The organism is Vibrio sp. A1-b2, assembly GCF_021726015.1.
Classification (GTDB): domain Bacteria; phylum Pseudomonadota; class Gammaproteobacteria; order Enterobacterales; family Vibrionaceae; genus Vibrio; species Vibrio diazotrophicus.
The window spans coordinates 28,511-42,511 of sequence record NZ_JAKKCI010000003.1; the positions used below are offsets into that span (position 1 = coordinate 28,511).

At 47.1% G+C, this 14,001-nt stretch carries 14 protein-coding genes; 2 read left to right on the top strand and 12 right to left on the bottom strand.

Going from position 1 to position 14,001, the window contains the following annotated elements:
* Window positions 1-57 precede the first annotated feature (57 nt).
* Together L3V23_RS07705 and L3V23_RS07710 are read left to right on the top strand one after the other, a co-directional pair.
* Window positions 58-1,350: an efflux RND transporter periplasmic adaptor subunit gene (locus tag L3V23_RS07705; protein WP_102965291.1), complete on the top strand. Its 1,293-nt coding sequence runs from the start codon at window positions 58-60 to the stop codon at window positions 1,348-1,350.
* The gene (locus L3V23_RS07710) at window positions 1,347-4,454 is read left to right on the top strand and encodes an efflux RND transporter permease subunit (RefSeq protein ID WP_237292154.1); all 3,108 of its coding nucleotides are present in this window, start codon (window positions 1,347-1,349) and stop codon (window positions 4,452-4,454) included. Before L3V23_RS07705 ends, L3V23_RS07710 begins: the two co-directional genes overlap by 4 nt.
* A gap of 33 nt (window positions 4,455-4,487) precedes the next feature.
* Here the strand turns inward: L3V23_RS07710 and L3V23_RS07715 are convergent, their stop codons facing one another.
* From L3V23_RS07715 to urtC, 12 genes are all read right to left on the bottom strand, one after another.
* Complete coding sequence (locus tag L3V23_RS07715) at window positions 4,488-5,435, bottom strand: hypothetical protein (protein WP_237292155.1); 948 nt, start codon at window positions 5,433-5,435, stop codon at window positions 4,488-4,490.
* A 208-nt stretch (window positions 5,436-5,643) separates the two neighbouring features.
* A complete protein-coding gene (locus L3V23_RS07720) occupies window positions 5,644-6,195 on the bottom strand; it encodes a HupE/UreJ family protein (protein WP_237292156.1) in 552 nt (183 codons plus the stop codon).
* 74 nt (window positions 6,196-6,269) lie between these two features.
* Complete coding sequence (gene ureG / locus L3V23_RS07725; protein WP_237292157.1) at window positions 6,270-6,914, bottom strand: urease accessory protein UreG; 645 nt, start codon at window positions 6,912-6,914, stop codon at window positions 6,270-6,272.
* Window positions 6,915-6,916: 2 nt separating this feature from the next.
* Window positions 6,917-7,579, bottom strand: coding sequence for an urease accessory UreF family protein (locus tag L3V23_RS07730; protein ID WP_237292158.1), 663 nt, complete (start codon window positions 7,577-7,579; stop codon window positions 6,917-6,919).
* Window positions 7,579-8,130, bottom strand: coding sequence for an urease accessory protein UreE (gene ureE / locus L3V23_RS07735; protein WP_237292159.1), 552 nt, complete (start codon window positions 8,128-8,130; stop codon window positions 7,579-7,581). The genes L3V23_RS07730 and ureE overlap by 1 nt, the downstream gene beginning before the upstream one ends.
* 23 nt (window positions 8,131-8,153) lie before the next feature.
* Window positions 8,154-9,860 carry an urease subunit alpha gene (ureC, locus tag L3V23_RS07740; RefSeq protein WP_102942239.1) on the bottom strand — a complete coding sequence of 569 codons (1,707 nt, stop codon included), beginning with the start codon at window positions 9,858-9,860 and terminating at the stop codon, window positions 8,154-8,156.
* A 22-nt stretch (window positions 9,861-9,882) separates the two neighbouring features.
* Complete coding sequence (locus L3V23_RS07745) at window positions 9,883-10,188, bottom strand: urease subunit beta (protein ID WP_102987335.1); 306 nt, start codon at window positions 10,186-10,188, stop codon at window positions 9,883-9,885.
* 8 nt (window positions 10,189-10,196) lie between these two features.
* Window positions 10,197-10,499 (bottom strand): urease subunit gamma, encoded by a 303-nt coding sequence (ureA, locus tag L3V23_RS07750; RefSeq protein WP_102942237.1) that lies wholly within the window; start codon window positions 10,497-10,499, stop codon window positions 10,197-10,199.
* A gap of 26 nt (window positions 10,500-10,525) precedes the next feature.
* Window positions 10,526-11,386 (bottom strand): urease accessory protein UreD, encoded by an 861-nt coding sequence (locus tag L3V23_RS07755; RefSeq protein WP_237292160.1) that lies wholly within the window; start codon window positions 11,384-11,386, stop codon window positions 10,526-10,528.
* A 4-nt stretch (window positions 11,387-11,390) separates the two neighbouring features.
* Complete coding sequence (gene urtE / locus L3V23_RS07760) at window positions 11,391-12,086, bottom strand: urea ABC transporter ATP-binding subunit UrtE (RefSeq protein WP_102942235.1); 696 nt, start codon at window positions 12,084-12,086, stop codon at window positions 11,391-11,393.
* Window positions 12,080-12,919 carry an urea ABC transporter ATP-binding protein UrtD gene (gene urtD / locus L3V23_RS07765; protein ID WP_237292161.1) on the bottom strand — a complete coding sequence of 280 codons (840 nt, stop codon included), beginning with the start codon at window positions 12,917-12,919 and terminating at the stop codon, window positions 12,080-12,082. The genes urtE and urtD overlap by 7 nt, the downstream gene beginning before the upstream one ends.
* On the bottom strand, window positions 12,916-14,001 hold the full coding sequence (gene urtC, locus L3V23_RS07770; RefSeq protein ID WP_237292162.1) for an urea ABC transporter permease subunit UrtC: 1,086 nt from the start codon (window positions 13,999-14,001) through the stop codon (window positions 12,916-12,918). The genes urtD and urtC overlap by 4 nt, the downstream gene beginning before the upstream one ends.

The window sequence follows — 14,001 nt, forward strand, 5'->3', positions numbered from 1 at the left end:
TCGGCAACTTTTGCATTAGCTTTTACTTATATAAAAACAAGATCAGGGATAGTGACTATGGCTAGCTACAGTTGGATTCAACGATTACTTATTGTTCCCCCACTCGTCTTGGGCGGTATTGTTCTCTTTGTCGCCCCCAGCATGAAAGCCGAACCGCCGAAAACAGAACAAGCTATAGGCACAAAAGTCGTCCGAGTCATAAAGATAAAACCTCTCGCCATTCAACCTAGTGTTATCGGTTATGGCTACACCCGTCCAGCACAAGAGTGGCAAGCTCAAGCTGAAGTCGAAGGCCGGGTTATTTGGGTCTCTGACCATTTTAAGAACGGCGCATTTGTGACTAAAGGTGAATCTCTTCTTAAACTCGACGACTCCGCCTATCAACTTGCCATCACTAAACTCAATGCAGAGCTGGACGTTTCGAAACTCAAATATCAAACCATAGGCGTAAGTTATTCGATTGCCGAGCAAGACTACAAACTGCAAAAAGAAGAGTACGAACGCAGCGAACGCTTAGCCAAGACTGGTCATCTTTCTCAGACTGAAAAAGACAAAGCCAAACGAGATCTACTTAACAAACAACAGTTGCTGCAAAACCTGAAGAATGAACAAGCGATTACGGTTGCGGAACAACAAGTATTAAATGCTGAGCTGGAAATTGCTCGACGTGACCTTAGCCATACTGAAGTCAAAGCACCTTATGACATTCGCATCACCGCAACCAATATTGATGTCGAAGAGTACGTCAATAAAGGACAAGCGCTGCTCCAATCCGATGGCATGGACTCGGTAGAAGTACTTGCCCAGTATTCGATTGGCAAAATGCGTCCACTGCGCCGAGCGAGTCAGTTGCAAAGCTTCGATAACTCTCTGCACAGCGATTTAGAAGCCACGGTCACTTTAACCACAGGAGACAGGCTGATTCACTGGCAAGGTGTTGTAGACCGAAGTGGCGGCTTTATTGATGCTCAGACTCAGAGCCAAACCCTGATTGTTCGCATTCCAGAGCCTTATCGCCAAGCGCAGCCGGGAGAAAGGCCACCTTTGATTCGCGATACCTTTGTTAAAGTCACGCTAAAAGCGCAACAACTGGAAAACCAGCTTATTGTGCCTATTAATGCGATTAATAGAGGTAATGTCTATGTGGTGAAAGACAATCAACTCACGATTCAGCCTATAGACGTCGACTTTACCCAAGGCCAGATTGCGGTTGTTAAATCTGGAGTCAGCGAAGGTGACATGGTGGTCGTGAGCCAGTTACAACCCGCGGTAGAGGGTATGAAGCTTAAACCGCAACCCGATAAAACAATGATGCAGTGGTTAAGCCAACAAGCAGCAGGAGGTGAATGATGATCGCCTACTTTGCTCAGCACAAAACGGCGGCCAACGTTTTGATGATTGCTATCTTGCTGCTCGGGATTTACGCCCTACCTAAAATGCAAAAGGACACATTCCCTTTAGCGCCGACCACTAATATTGAAGTGAAAGTCAGCTATCCGGGTGCTTCACCTAAAGAAGTGGCAGATGAGGTCTGCATTCCTCTTCAAGACGCGATGGATAAGCTAGATGGTATTTATGAGTTCACTTGTGATGCACGAGAAAACGTGGCAATTGGCAGTGTGGAAATCAACCGTGGCGAAAACATCGATATTCTGACCAGTGAAGTACAGCAAAAAGTGAATGCGATTAGCGACTTCCCTGAACGCGCCGAACAGCCAACAGTGACAAAACTCGACCGCATTGCGTCCGTTGTCAGTATCGCAATTACTGGCCCTATGTCTGATCAAGACCTCTACTGGTATGCAAACAAAGTAAAACAAAGTCTTAAAGCCAGCCCAGAGATCGCCCAAGTCACCATCAGTGGTTTCTCTGAGCAAGAAATAGAAGTCTCCGTACCAAGCGAAACCTTAAGGCAGTTTGGTCTGAGCATTTCTGATCTTTCAAATCGAATTCAGCAAGAGAACATTAGTATTCCTGCGGGAACAATGAAAAACGACTTATCAGAATCCAGTATTCGCTTTGACCAGCTAGCTAAACAGGTGAATGACATCGAGAACTTGATGATCAACAGCGCCACTCAACTGCGTTTGAAAGACATCGCAACCATAGAGCAAAAGTTTGCCCTTGAAGAAGATAAGATTCTGTTTGACGGACAAAGAGCAGCGTTACTGCAAATCTCAAAGAACCAGAATCAGGACACCCTCAAAGTGCGCGAAGCTGTTCAGCGCCTCATCGACAAAGAACGTGCGTTAGCTCCACAAGGTGTTGAACTGACCATTACACAAGATGTGAGCGTCAATATTAAAGAGCGTTTGCGTATTCTAGGCAGCAACGGTGTTCAAGGTTTGATCCTTGCGTTCTTAGCGTTATGGGCATTCTTCAATATCCGCTTTAGTTTCTGGGTAACGATTGGTCTTCCCGTCTCTTTTCTCGGCACGCTGTTTATCATGCTGATACTCGGTTACACCATCAATATGATGACCATGGTCGGACTGATTGTCGCCATCGGTATTCTGATGGATGATTCATTGATCATTGCTGAGAACATCGCAGCAAAACGTGAAGCAGGCATGGCTCCAGTTCAAGCGGCAATAGAAGGAACAAAGCAAGTATTACCGGGTGTTATCGCCTCTTTTGCAACCACCATCATGGTCGTTGGCCCGTTGATGTTCCTAACCGGAAAGCTCGGTGACATTCTTCGCTATATCCCGATCGTACTAATGATGACTCTGATCGTGAGCTTAATTGAAGCCATGTTCATTCTGCCTTCGCATTTAGCTCGTCATCCTGACGTCGCCAATGGCAACCGCATTCGCAGAAAAATTACCGCTGGGTTTGAGTTTGTACGCGACAAAGGTTTTGTCCCCCTTTCAGTCATCGCAATGCGTGCCCCCTATTTGAGTATTGGTATTTTGCTGTTTGTCGTCGCCGCGACCACTGCCACTTTCCCTGCGGGTTTGCTCAAATTCAAAGCTATGCCAACCCTAGAGAGCGACACACTTCAAGCAAGAATATTGCTTAATCAAGGCAGCTTGTTATCACAAACAGAAAGTGTGGTGAGCAAAGTTGAAAACGCCTTAAAAGAGATGGATAAGGAGTATCAAGAGAAGTTCGGTGAGCCGTTAATCAACAGTATTACGGTTATGTATAACACCAACATCGATGCCTTTGATTCTGGTCCACATATGGCAACGGTTAGTGCAGACTTGCTACCCGCTCAATTTCGTCAAGAAAGCATCAAAGACCTCATCCAAAGTTGGAAAAGCAAAGCTGGCCCTACTGCTGATGTTATTGCTCTGAAATTTACAGACAAGGAACGTGGCGTTGCAGGTATCGGTATTGATATCCGAGTTCAGGGAAACGACCCACAAGAACTCTATGCGGTGAACTTAGCTTTGATGAAATGGCTCAAACAATTCGACGGTGTATTCAATCTTTCTTCCGATTTGCGATACGGACGTGACGATATTCAAGTCACACTCAAAGACCAAGCTGGCGTATTGGGCGTTACCGCATCTCAAGTCGCACAAACACTACGCAACGCGGTGAAAGGCAACAATGAACTAACAGTGTTCCAAGACGGAGAGATCGTCGATATTCGCATCCGCCAAAGTAACTTCCTGCATCAAGCAACGCTTGACGACCTGAATGATCTTGTTATCACTGCCAACAACGGCAAACTTATCCCATTAATGGCAGTCGCTGATTTAACCCAGTCTAAAGCCTTCTCGCGTCTTAACTTGGTCAATGGCATTCCAACAGCGACAGTTCAAGGCAATATCAATACCCAAGTCGCCAACGCACGTGAAATCATGCAGCAGTTTTACAAAGAGTTTGTGCCTAAAACGGCGCAGAAATACCCCGAAGTGCATTTCGCTTCTCAAGGGCAGGATAAAGAGAGTGCAGACACTGGCTCATCACTGTTCACCTATTTTGCACTTGGCATTATTGGCGTTTATCTGATACTGGTATTTTTGTTCAAAAGCTTCGTTCAACCGTTTGCGGTTTTGCTTGCCATTCCAATGGCTTGGATTGGAGTTGTATGGGGACACTTAGGATTGGGAATAGATTTGACGATTCCGAGTCTGGTGGGCTTTGCCACCCTTGCGGGTATTGTGGTTAACGACAATATTCTGCTGGTCACATTTGTGAAAAACAAAGTGGCAGAAGGTCAGGAACTACGCCAAGCATGTAAGCTAGCCATTCACGATCGATTCCGAGCAATATTGATCACCTCACTCACTACCTTTGCTGGTTTATTACCTTTGCTGACCGAAACCAGTACTCAGGCGCAATTTTTAATACCGCTAATTGCCAGCATTGCCTTTGGTCTGGTGAGTGCCACATTGCTTGCTGCCGTAGTGGTCTCTTGCGTGCTGCTGATTTTAAATGACATTAATCCAAAGCTGTGTGGTCGTGATATCGCATTAGAAAAGCCTGAGCACGCGATATAGCGTGCTCAATCAAACGTTAATGTTTAGTGGAAACTACAAGGTGCTGAGGAAAACGAGCATAATTGGCGTGAGCACCATGGACACGAAGTAACTGGTAATCCAACTGGTATTCGCCACCTCTTTGTCCAAGCCATAAAGCACTGCTGGTAACGTACCCATAAATGCTGTGGGCATCACTGCCAGCACCAAGCACACCTTCGCGACCAGTTGTCCTTCAACCTGCCAAAGGTTAAACAGTGAAAGCATGACTAAAACCACCAGCACCGCACAAACAGAGCGTGCAAGGGTCGCCGTCAATGCCACTTTTTGCCAACGCTTTCCACCTTTTAGGTTAAAGGTTAGCCCTACAGAAGCGATCAGCAAAAATGTACCCACTGGGATTGTCCAGTGACTCACTGAAAGCAGAAATTCAGGACGTTCAATCCCCGCCACATTGAGCAGCAAACCAGCAGAGATCGCGCAAATGGCGATAAGGAAAATCGGGTCTTTCCACACTTGTTTGTTTTGTGTGGACTTGAGCGCTTCATCTTGAGATTTGGATTTTGCGTATGGGAAAACCAGACCAAAATAGGTCAACTCTTCAAACAGCTTAAACAGAGCCATCATAGCCACGCCGTTTTCACCAAATGTGATGAACAGAACAAGGTTACCCAGCGCGCCAATGTTGTAGAGCGCCGTCACTGGTACAAGCGCCCCTGTTTGCACAGGCGTTAAGCGGTTCTTCTTTGCTACAACAATCCCGACCAAGGTACCCGCGGCGATCACACCTGCGCCTATAAAAGGCAGATACAATAACTCAGTGCGAATATCACTTAGCTGCCATAAAGAGACAAAGACACTAAACGGAATCAATGCCATCAGCGCTACTTTGGTTAAAACCAAACTAACAAAAGATGAACGCTGTTTGAGATAACGTTGGAGAAATAATCCCAGCACAAAACCGCTAAAAATAATGCCGAAAGTAAAGACGAATGGGTTCACAAAGATAGACCTTACATCTAATGCACAGACGCGTTTAGTTATCTCAGCTTAGCTAGCTCATTACAATGCTTTTTGAAAAATTATTTCATATTTAAATAAATTATTTCACCAATGACATGACTGAATATAAACATTCAACATAAACAAAGGGAGCATTTCGCTCCCTTTGCTTTCACTTCTGACCCGTATTTATAGCCAACGGATGTTGTTATTGTTTAACAGTAGTGAAATGAGCAACAGCATTGCGAATAGCTTTAACCATTACATTAACGCCAACCATCACCATTACGCTTGCCACCAGTGAACCAAGGCCAAACTCACTCACTGCGCCAATCGCTTCTGCGCCTTGTACTAAGCCATGACAAGCACTGAACGCTGCAATACTGATCATAGAAAGCCACTTAATTGCCCCTGTTTTGCGGTATGCATACAGAGCAACAGGCAACGCAATCAAAGAGCCAGCAACCAGCGATTCCGCCATTGATGCATTCGACCATTCAACGCCAACAAAGAATCCGGCCATTAACGCGGCAGCAAAACAAGCAATAATTTGCGCCGATTTTTTGTAGCTATAGCTTGCCGCAAAGAATCCAATTAAGACCAGTGCAGCAAGATGATCAATGCCCGTTAACGGGTGCAAAAATCCTTCAGAGAAACTTGCGTGCATTGCGTGCATTGCGTGCCCAGTGTGAGCAAAGCTTGGTGAACTTGCAGCCAGTAGAGCGGCAGCAGAGATGATTTTGCTAAGAGATAGTTTCATTTAAAAATTCCTTTTCTTACAACAGCCCGTTAATACAGCTCTATTAGATCTGTTCTGTAATAGATTGTTCGGTATTAGTTCTGTTCAGTGACGACGACATTCACTTCACGCTCAGCCAACATGCCTTGTTGAACGATGAAATCGATGACCGTTTTCAAACCGTCACCACGAATTAAGTTGGTAAACACAAACGGTTTATCTCCGCGCATTTTCTTCGCATCCCGGTCCATTACTTCAAGCGATGCGTTAACCATCGGCGCGAGATCGGTTTTGTTGATAATCAGAAGATCTGACTTAGTGATACCCGGCCCACCTTTACGTGGGATTTTGTCTCCCGCACAAACGTCAATCACATACAGCGTCAAATCAGAGAGTTCTGGACTGAAGGTCGCGCTCAAGTTGTCACCGCCACTTTCTACCAGCACCAATTCCAAACCCGGATGACGATGTTGCAACTCATCGATAGCTGCGAGATTCATAGAAGCATCTTCGCGAATGGCGGTATGAGGACAACCACCGGTTTCAACTCCCATAATGCGGTCAATATCCAGCGCCTCATGACGCATCAGAAACTCAGCATCTTCCTTGGTGTAAATATCATTCGTTACCACCGCAAGATTGTAGTGTTCACGCATTGCCGAACATAACTGACGTAACAACGCGGTTTTACCGGAGCCTACCGGGCCACCGACGCCTACTCGTAAACATTGTGTGCTCATATTTAACTCCTAAATAATCTTGAATATTGAGTCTCATGCCATGCACTCACCATGGCAAAATTGGGTAATGTCAGCCCGATGCTGTCGTCACTGACGGATAAACCTGTTTCGATCGCCTGTTCAATCACTGGCATCATTTCGATTAACACTTTCTGCGCAGAGGTCTGTCCTAGCGGAACAGTTTTGCACGCCACCGTGACCTGATTTTCTAGCCAAGACCAGAGCCAACCTGTCGCAGCGACTTCAAGTGGCACGTTAAAGTGCACACAAGCTTTGGCGTATAGTGGCAGGTAACTCATGCTGCGCGCTTTACTGTCTAGCTCAACGTTTAAACTGGCCAATAACCGATGAAGAGTTTGCCCAAGTTTTTGCTCCTCCATCACCAGCTCTGCAGTTTCACGGTTAGCCAGTAACACCTGCTGCCAATATTCGATTTGGTTTACATCGTTGAGCTGCCATGCCTGATAAAAGCGCTTTAACAGTGGTAGTTCTAAATTTGCCTGCCCGCTTCTCAACAGCGGCGACAGCCATGCCTTTAAGCTTGTTTCATCCTTCACCCATTCCAGTTCCACCGCACCTTCCAAGCCTTGGCTATAGGCAAAAGCACCTATTGGCAAACTTGGGCTACTTAAATGCAGCAGAGATAACAACGCTGAAATCTGCATTAGTGATGATGCTCCCCATGGCTTTTGTTGTGCGATTCGGTGTGCAAATGGTTATGGGAATGACCATGAGAATGGCTGTGTCCATGAGAATGATCATGGTCATGCCCGTGATGATGACCTTTACCACTGCCATGATAAGCGCCATTTTCTGGTGTAAATTCTGCCATTTGGGCTTCACACACCAATCCCATCATTTCCACCATTTCTTGCAGTACATGGTCGGGTTGGAAGCGCAGCCAACACTGGCCTATCGCCATAGGCACATGACGGTTTCCCATGTGGTAACACGCCTTAGCAAAGGTTTCCCAATCATCGGTTTTCGCTGTCACGACCGCTTCTTTTTCAGCAACCACAACCAATACTTGTCCGCACTCGGTGTGCAAGTAGTCACCGTGTTTAAGCACATCTCCGCGAGGTAAAAACACACCTACATCCAGTCCAGATTGGCTCATTGTTCTGAATCGACCTTTCTGACGCAGTGCAAATGGCAAAATCACCTTATCCAACACTGCCCCATGGAAATGGTCGGAACGTCCTACAACTTTCAACATACAACTCTCCTTAGTTCGGTTTCTCAGAACAACGAATAACGCTGTGCCAGAGGCAATTCCGTTGCTGGGTCGCAAGTTAACAACTGTCCATCCGCTTTCACCTCATAGGTTTGCGGATCGACGCTGATCACCGGCATGTAGTCGTTATGAATCATGTCGTTTTTCGTTACGTTACGACTGTTAAGACACGCAGCTAACTCACGTTTCAGCCCTAGCGTTTGCTGCAAGCCGTTCTCCATTGCCGCTTTGCTGGTGAAAGTTACTGACGTTGCAGCGCCCGCAGTGCCAAATCCGCCGAACATATAGCGATAATGCACAGGTTGAGGTGTTGGAATGGATGCGTTCGCATCTCCCATTGGTGCAGCAGCAATAAAACCGCCTTTAATGATCAACGCTGGTTTAACGCCAAAGAAAGCCGGTTTCCAAAGTACGATATCCGCCAACTTACCCACTTCTAATGAACCCACAACATGAGAGATGCCATGCGCGATAGCTGGGTTAATGGTGTATTTAGCGATGTAACGCTTGGCGCGGAAGTTATCCGCCTGACGCTCTTCATCTTCTGGCAATAAGCCGCGTTGCACTTTCATCTTGTGCGCGGTTTGCCAAGTACGACAAATCACTTCGCCCACTCGACCCATTGCCTGAGAGTCAGAAGCAATCATCGAAAAAGCGCCTAAGTCATGCAGAATATCTTCTGCCGCAATAGTCTCTTTACGAATACGAGAATCAGCAAACGCCACATCTTCAGGAATGTTGGGATCAAGGTGGTGACACACCATCAACATGTCGAGGTGTTCATCCACTGTGTTTACCGTGTATGGACGAGTCGGGTTGGTCGAAGAAGGAAGCACATTCGGCTGACCACAAGCGACGATAATATCCGGAGCATGACCACCACCTGCACCTTCCGTGTGGTAGGTATGAATCGTACGACCTTTGAATGCCGCAAGAGTATCTTCCACAAAGCCCGATTCATTTAACGTATCGGTATGAATCGCGACCTGAACATCGTACTTTTCAGCCACTGCTAAGCAGTTATCAATCGAAGCCGGTGTCGTTCCCCAGTCTTCATGCAGTTTTAAGCCACACGCACCCGCTTCAAGTTGTTCTTCTAACGCTTGCGGCAAACTGGCGTTACCTTTACCAAGAAAACCAAAGTTCATCGGCATTAAGTCTGTACTGCGCAACATCTGAGCGAGGTTCCAAGCGCCCGGTGTACAGGTAGTGGCGTTAGTCCCCGTTGCAGGACCTGTGCCGCCGCCCAACATGGTTGTTGTGCCTGACATCAGCGCTTCTTCGATTTGCTGCGGACAGATAAAGTGAATGTGAGCGTCAATCGCGCCTGCCGTCACAATATGACCTTCGCCAGCAATCACTTCTGTGCTGGCACCAATATGAATCGTCACGTTCGGCTGAATATCTGAGTTACCCGCTTTGCCGATTGCGTGGATCTTGCCATCTTTAATGCCGATATCGGCTTTAACAATGCCCCAGTGATCAAGGATCAGAGCATTAGTGATCACGCAGTCCACCACTTCGTCGCGGCATTTTTGCCCTTGTCCCATGCCATCGCGAATCACCTTACCGCCACCGAATTTCACTTCGTCGCCATAAGTCGTAAAATCTTTTTCAACCTGAATCCACAGCTCAGTGTCCGCTAAACGAACTTTGTCGCCGGTTGTCGGCCCGTACATATCGGCATACGCAGCCCTAGATATCTCTGCCATTTTTATTTCCTATTCCTTGAAATCAGACCTTACCCATCACTTCGGCACGGAAGCCGTACACTTCTCTCGCGCCATCTAACTCAACCAGTTCTACGTTGCGAGTTTGTCCCGGTTCAAAACGAACAGCCGTTCCCGCAGCAATGTTCAAACGCATTCCTTTGGTTTTCTCACGCTCAAAGTCGAGTGCTGGGTTGGTTTCAAAAAAATGATAATGGCTGCCTACCTGCACAGGTCGGTCACCGTGATTGACCACTGAAATACTCAAGGTTTTACGCCCTGCATTCAGTTCAATTGGTGTAGATTGCAGTTGGTATTCTCCAGGCTTCATAACGCCTCCTACTGAATCGGGTTATGAACGGTGACCAGTTTAGTCCCGTCAGGAAAGGTGGCTTCAACCTGCACTTCTTCTAGAAGCTCTGCAATGCCGTCCATAACTTCGCTTTTGCTTAATAAAGTGCGCCCTTCACTCATTAACTGAGCCACAGTTTTACCTTCTCGCGCACCTTCCATAATGGCTGCGGAGATATAAGCACTGGCTTCTGGATAGTTGAGCTTGATACCTTTAGCCAATCGGCGCTCAGCCAATAACGCCGCAGTAAACAGCAGCAGTTTATCCTTGTCTCTTGGTGATAATTCCATATCGTCCCTCTGAAAAATGGTTTAAATCAGGTGTTCCAAATCCTTGGTGGACATGGCTCGATGCCCATCAATAGCGGTCGCAGAAGTTGCCAACATCCACGTAATTGTTGTTGTGCCTGTTCACTGCAATCGCCCAAATAGCGAACCACTATTACCCCTAGGCGATGGGTAACGCTCAGTGTCGTTTGCTTTGAATCTAGTGAATGTCTTAACGCAGTAACCGCAGAATCTGCATCTTCAATACCAAACACCACCAAAGTTCCAGAAACCAAATGATGGTTGAAACCACTCATGGCGGTTAGAAGCGGATCGTCCGCAGACAGAAATTGGCGCTCAAGCAGAATCGGCTTATCTTCCAAATAGACCGCCAAACGCTGTTCAACGCTGCCGCTAACAAATGGCAGATGACTTTTCGGCCGACCTAAACAGAACACGTCAATGCCGACGAATTTCGCCTCGCCATACAGGTTCACTCGTGTAGAAAGTTTGCCGTGCGCACCGTCAAACACGATGGTTTCCATAGGCATCCATTCACAGCGGGCACTGTGCACATCAATATGAACCTGCTGACGCTGTGCGCCGCCTTGGCTGTCAGCTCGATAGATTTTGCCCGCAGAAGGTGTGGTGATCAGCACGTGGCTGTCTTGCGCACATTCCACCTGAATGCTTAAATCATCGCCAGAGACCAACCCACCTGGGGGATGCAGCAAATAAACATGGCAAACCTCCTGCTCTGGGTAGAATGGACGCTGTACACGCAATGGGCCTTGAAACGCCATTTGGTGCATTCGAGTCTTCTCGCCATCAAAATCAAAACCCAGCGAGAGAAACGCTGGCCAGTGGCGCTCGGTTTGACTGATGAGGTCGAACTTAGACATAAGATTCATAGCGCTACACCGTTAGATATTCTTTGACCAGAGCATCATTGAGTTCTGTCATCTCACCTGCCGCCACTTGGCGTCCACGATCAAGAATGCAGAATCGGTCAGCCACTTTTCTTGCAAATGGTAACTTCTGTTCGACCAGCAATACCGTCAGACCAATTTCCTGATTTAGACGGCGGATGATGTCGCCAATCTCAGCCACTACGTTAGGTTGTATACCCTCTGTTGGCTCATCCAGAATCAGTAGTTTTGGGTTAATGACCAGTGCGCGACCGATCGCAAGTTGCTGCTGCTGACCACCTGAAAGGTCGCCGCCACGACGATGCAGCATCTCTTTGAGCACAGGGAAAAGCTCATAGATAAAATCCGGGACATTTTTGCTCTTATCGCCGCGCACGGGTAAACCTATACGCAGGTTTTCCTCCACCGTGAGTAAAGGGAATATTTGGCGACCTTGAGGTACATAACCGATACCCAAAGGCGCACGTTTTTCTGCTGATAATCCAGCAATGTCTTGCCCAAGATATTCAATTTGACCACTTTGTGTCGCGAGCAACCCCATCACACATTGCAATAACGTGGTTTTGCCCACGCCGTTGCGTCCCATCAGGCAGGTGCATTTACCCTCTTCAACATTAAGGTCTAAGTCCCACAGGGTATGGCTTTGTCCGTAGAACTGGTTTAATCCTTTCACCGTTAACATGCTTCTTCTCCCAAATAGACTTCAACCACTTTGGGGTTGCTTTGCACCTGATCCATGGTGCCTTCGGCAAGTACAGAACCTTGATGAAGAACCGTAACGTTTTTGGCAATCGAGCGAACAAAATCCATATCATGTTCAACCAACACAATGGTGCGTTCGCCAGCGAGGCTGGTGAGTAGCTCGCCAGTTCTGTCCATTTCCTGATGCGTCATTCCCGCCACAGGCTCATCCACCAGCAGCAGTTTCGGGTTTTGCATCAGCAGCATGCCAATCTCTAGCCACTGTTTTTGTCCGTGAGATAGAGCACCAGCGAGTAGAAAGCGTTGAGGCTCTAAACCAATTTGTTTCAGCACATAATCGATGTAATCAATGTCTGACGAACTCAGTTTGGCAAACAAGGTCGAACGAACGGTTTTCGCTCCAGCCATCGCCAATTCAAGGTTGTTAAACACGGTTTGGTTTTCAAATACCGTCGGTTTTTGGAATTTACGACCGATTCCCGCTTGGGCGATTTCCGGTTCACTCAGTTCAAGCAGATCAATATTCTGCCCAAACCACGCACTGCCACTGTCTGGGCGAGTTTTGCCAGTAATAATGTCCATCATGGTGGTTTTGCCTGCGCCATTAGGGCCGATAATGCAGCGCAGCTCCCCTTCATTGATGTACAAATTGAGATCGTTTATCGCTTTGAATCCATCAAAACTAACGGTCAATCCTTCAAGGTAAAGCAAGCAGCCATGACCAACGGTCAGCATTGGATTTACTTTCGGCACAAGGAAATCATAAACATGTTGACGGTCAGTCATTGACCTTGCAAAATCTCTCAAGCTCATGCGTTTGCCTCCTTGGTTTTGATAAGCCCAACCACACCTTTTGGCAGGAACAGCGTCACTAACACAAACATAGCGCCGAGGCTAAACAGCCATACCTCTGGTAGCGCAGCGGTTAAATAGGTTTTGGCATAGTTCACCGCTAATGCACCCACCACCGCGCCGTACAAAGTTGCGCGACCACCCAATGCGACCCAAACCACCAGCTCAATCGAGTTCAAAGGAGAAAATTCAGAAGGGTTGATGATACCCACTTGCGGTACATACAGAGCACCAGCAATACCTGCTAACACAGCAGAAAAACAGAAAATCGCTAACTTGATGTATTCCACTTTGTAACCCGTAAAGCGGGTACGAGATTCCGCGTCGCGCACCGCCATTGCTACGCGTCCTAAACGACTCACCACAATAAAACGACACGCCAGATAACCAAGACCAAGTGCGACACCCGATAAAATGAACAACGTGATTCGCGTTGAGTTAGCCTGTAAATCAAAGCCCAGAAGATCTTTGAAATCGGTTAGACCGTTGTTGCCACCAAAACCCATTTCGTTACGGAAAAATGCCAACATCAATGCGTAAGTCAGCGCTTGAGTGATGATTGATAAATACACACCTGTTACGCGAGAGCGAAACGCCAACCAACCAAAAACAAACGCAAGTGCACCAGGTGCAAGAACGATCATTAAAGCAGCAAACCAGAACTGGTCAAAACCGTGCCAGAACCAAGGCAGCTCTTTCCAGTTTAAAAACACCATAAAGTCTGGCAGTTCAGGGTTGCCGTAAATGCCACGATCACCGATCTGACGCATCAGATACATACCCATCGCATAGCCACCCAAAGCAAAGAATGCCGCATGACCTAAGCTCAGAATTCCTAAATAACCCCACACCAAATCCACAGCAACAGCGAGTAATGCGTAGGTGAGATACTTACCCATTAGCGTGACGGTATAGGTTGAAATATGCAGTGCACTGCCTGAACCCACCAGCATGTTCAACACCGGAATCACACACAGAGCTACTGCCAAAACCAATAGAAATGTCATGGTAGAGCGATCAAATAACTTCGGTTGATACACCAT

Excerpts from the sequence above, each read along its gene's own strand:
- L3V23_RS07720 (WP_237292156.1), bottom strand. The coding sequence starts at position 6,195 with ATGAAACTATCTCTTAGCAAAATCATCTCTGCTGCCGCTCTACTGGCT.
- urtE (WP_102942235.1), bottom strand. The coding sequence starts at position 12,086 with ATGTTAACGGTGAAAGGATTAAACCAGTTCTACGGACAAAGCCATACC.
- L3V23_RS07755 (WP_237292160.1), bottom strand. The coding sequence starts at position 11,386 with ATGAATCTTATGTCTAAGTTCGACCTCATCAGTCAAACCGAGCGCCAC.
- L3V23_RS07745 (WP_102987335.1), bottom strand. The coding sequence starts at position 10,188 with ATGAAGCCTGGAGAATACCAACTGCAATCTACACCAATTGAACTGAAT.
- L3V23_RS07710 (WP_237292154.1), top strand. The coding sequence starts at position 1,347 with ATGATGATCGCCTACTTTGCTCAGCACAAAACGGCGGCCAACGTTTTG.
- urtD (WP_237292161.1), bottom strand. The coding sequence starts at position 12,919 with ATGAGCTTGAGAGATTTTGCAAGGTCAATGACTGACCGTCAACATGTT.
- L3V23_RS07705 (WP_102965291.1), top strand. The coding sequence starts at position 58 with ATGGCTAGCTACAGTTGGATTCAACGATTACTTATTGTTCCCCCACTC.
- urtC (WP_237292162.1), bottom strand. The coding sequence starts at position 14,001 with ATGGTGTATCAACCGAAGTTATTTGATCGCTCTACCATGACATTTCTA.
- ureC (WP_102942239.1), bottom strand. The coding sequence starts at position 9,860 with ATGGCAGAGATATCTAGGGCTGCGTATGCCGATATGTACGGGCCGACA.
- L3V23_RS07730 (WP_237292158.1), bottom strand. The coding sequence starts at position 7,579 with ATGCAGATTTCAGCGTTGTTATCTCTGCTGCATTTAAGTAGCCCAAGT.
- ureA (WP_102942237.1), bottom strand. The coding sequence starts at position 10,499 with ATGGAATTATCACCAAGAGACAAGGATAAACTGCTGCTGTTTACTGCG.
- ureE (WP_237292159.1), bottom strand. The coding sequence starts at position 8,130 with ATGTTGAAAGTTGTAGGACGTTCCGACCATTTCCATGGGGCAGTGTTG.
- ureG (WP_237292157.1), bottom strand. The coding sequence starts at position 6,914 with ATGAGCACACAATGTTTACGAGTAGGCGTCGGTGGCCCGGTAGGCTCC.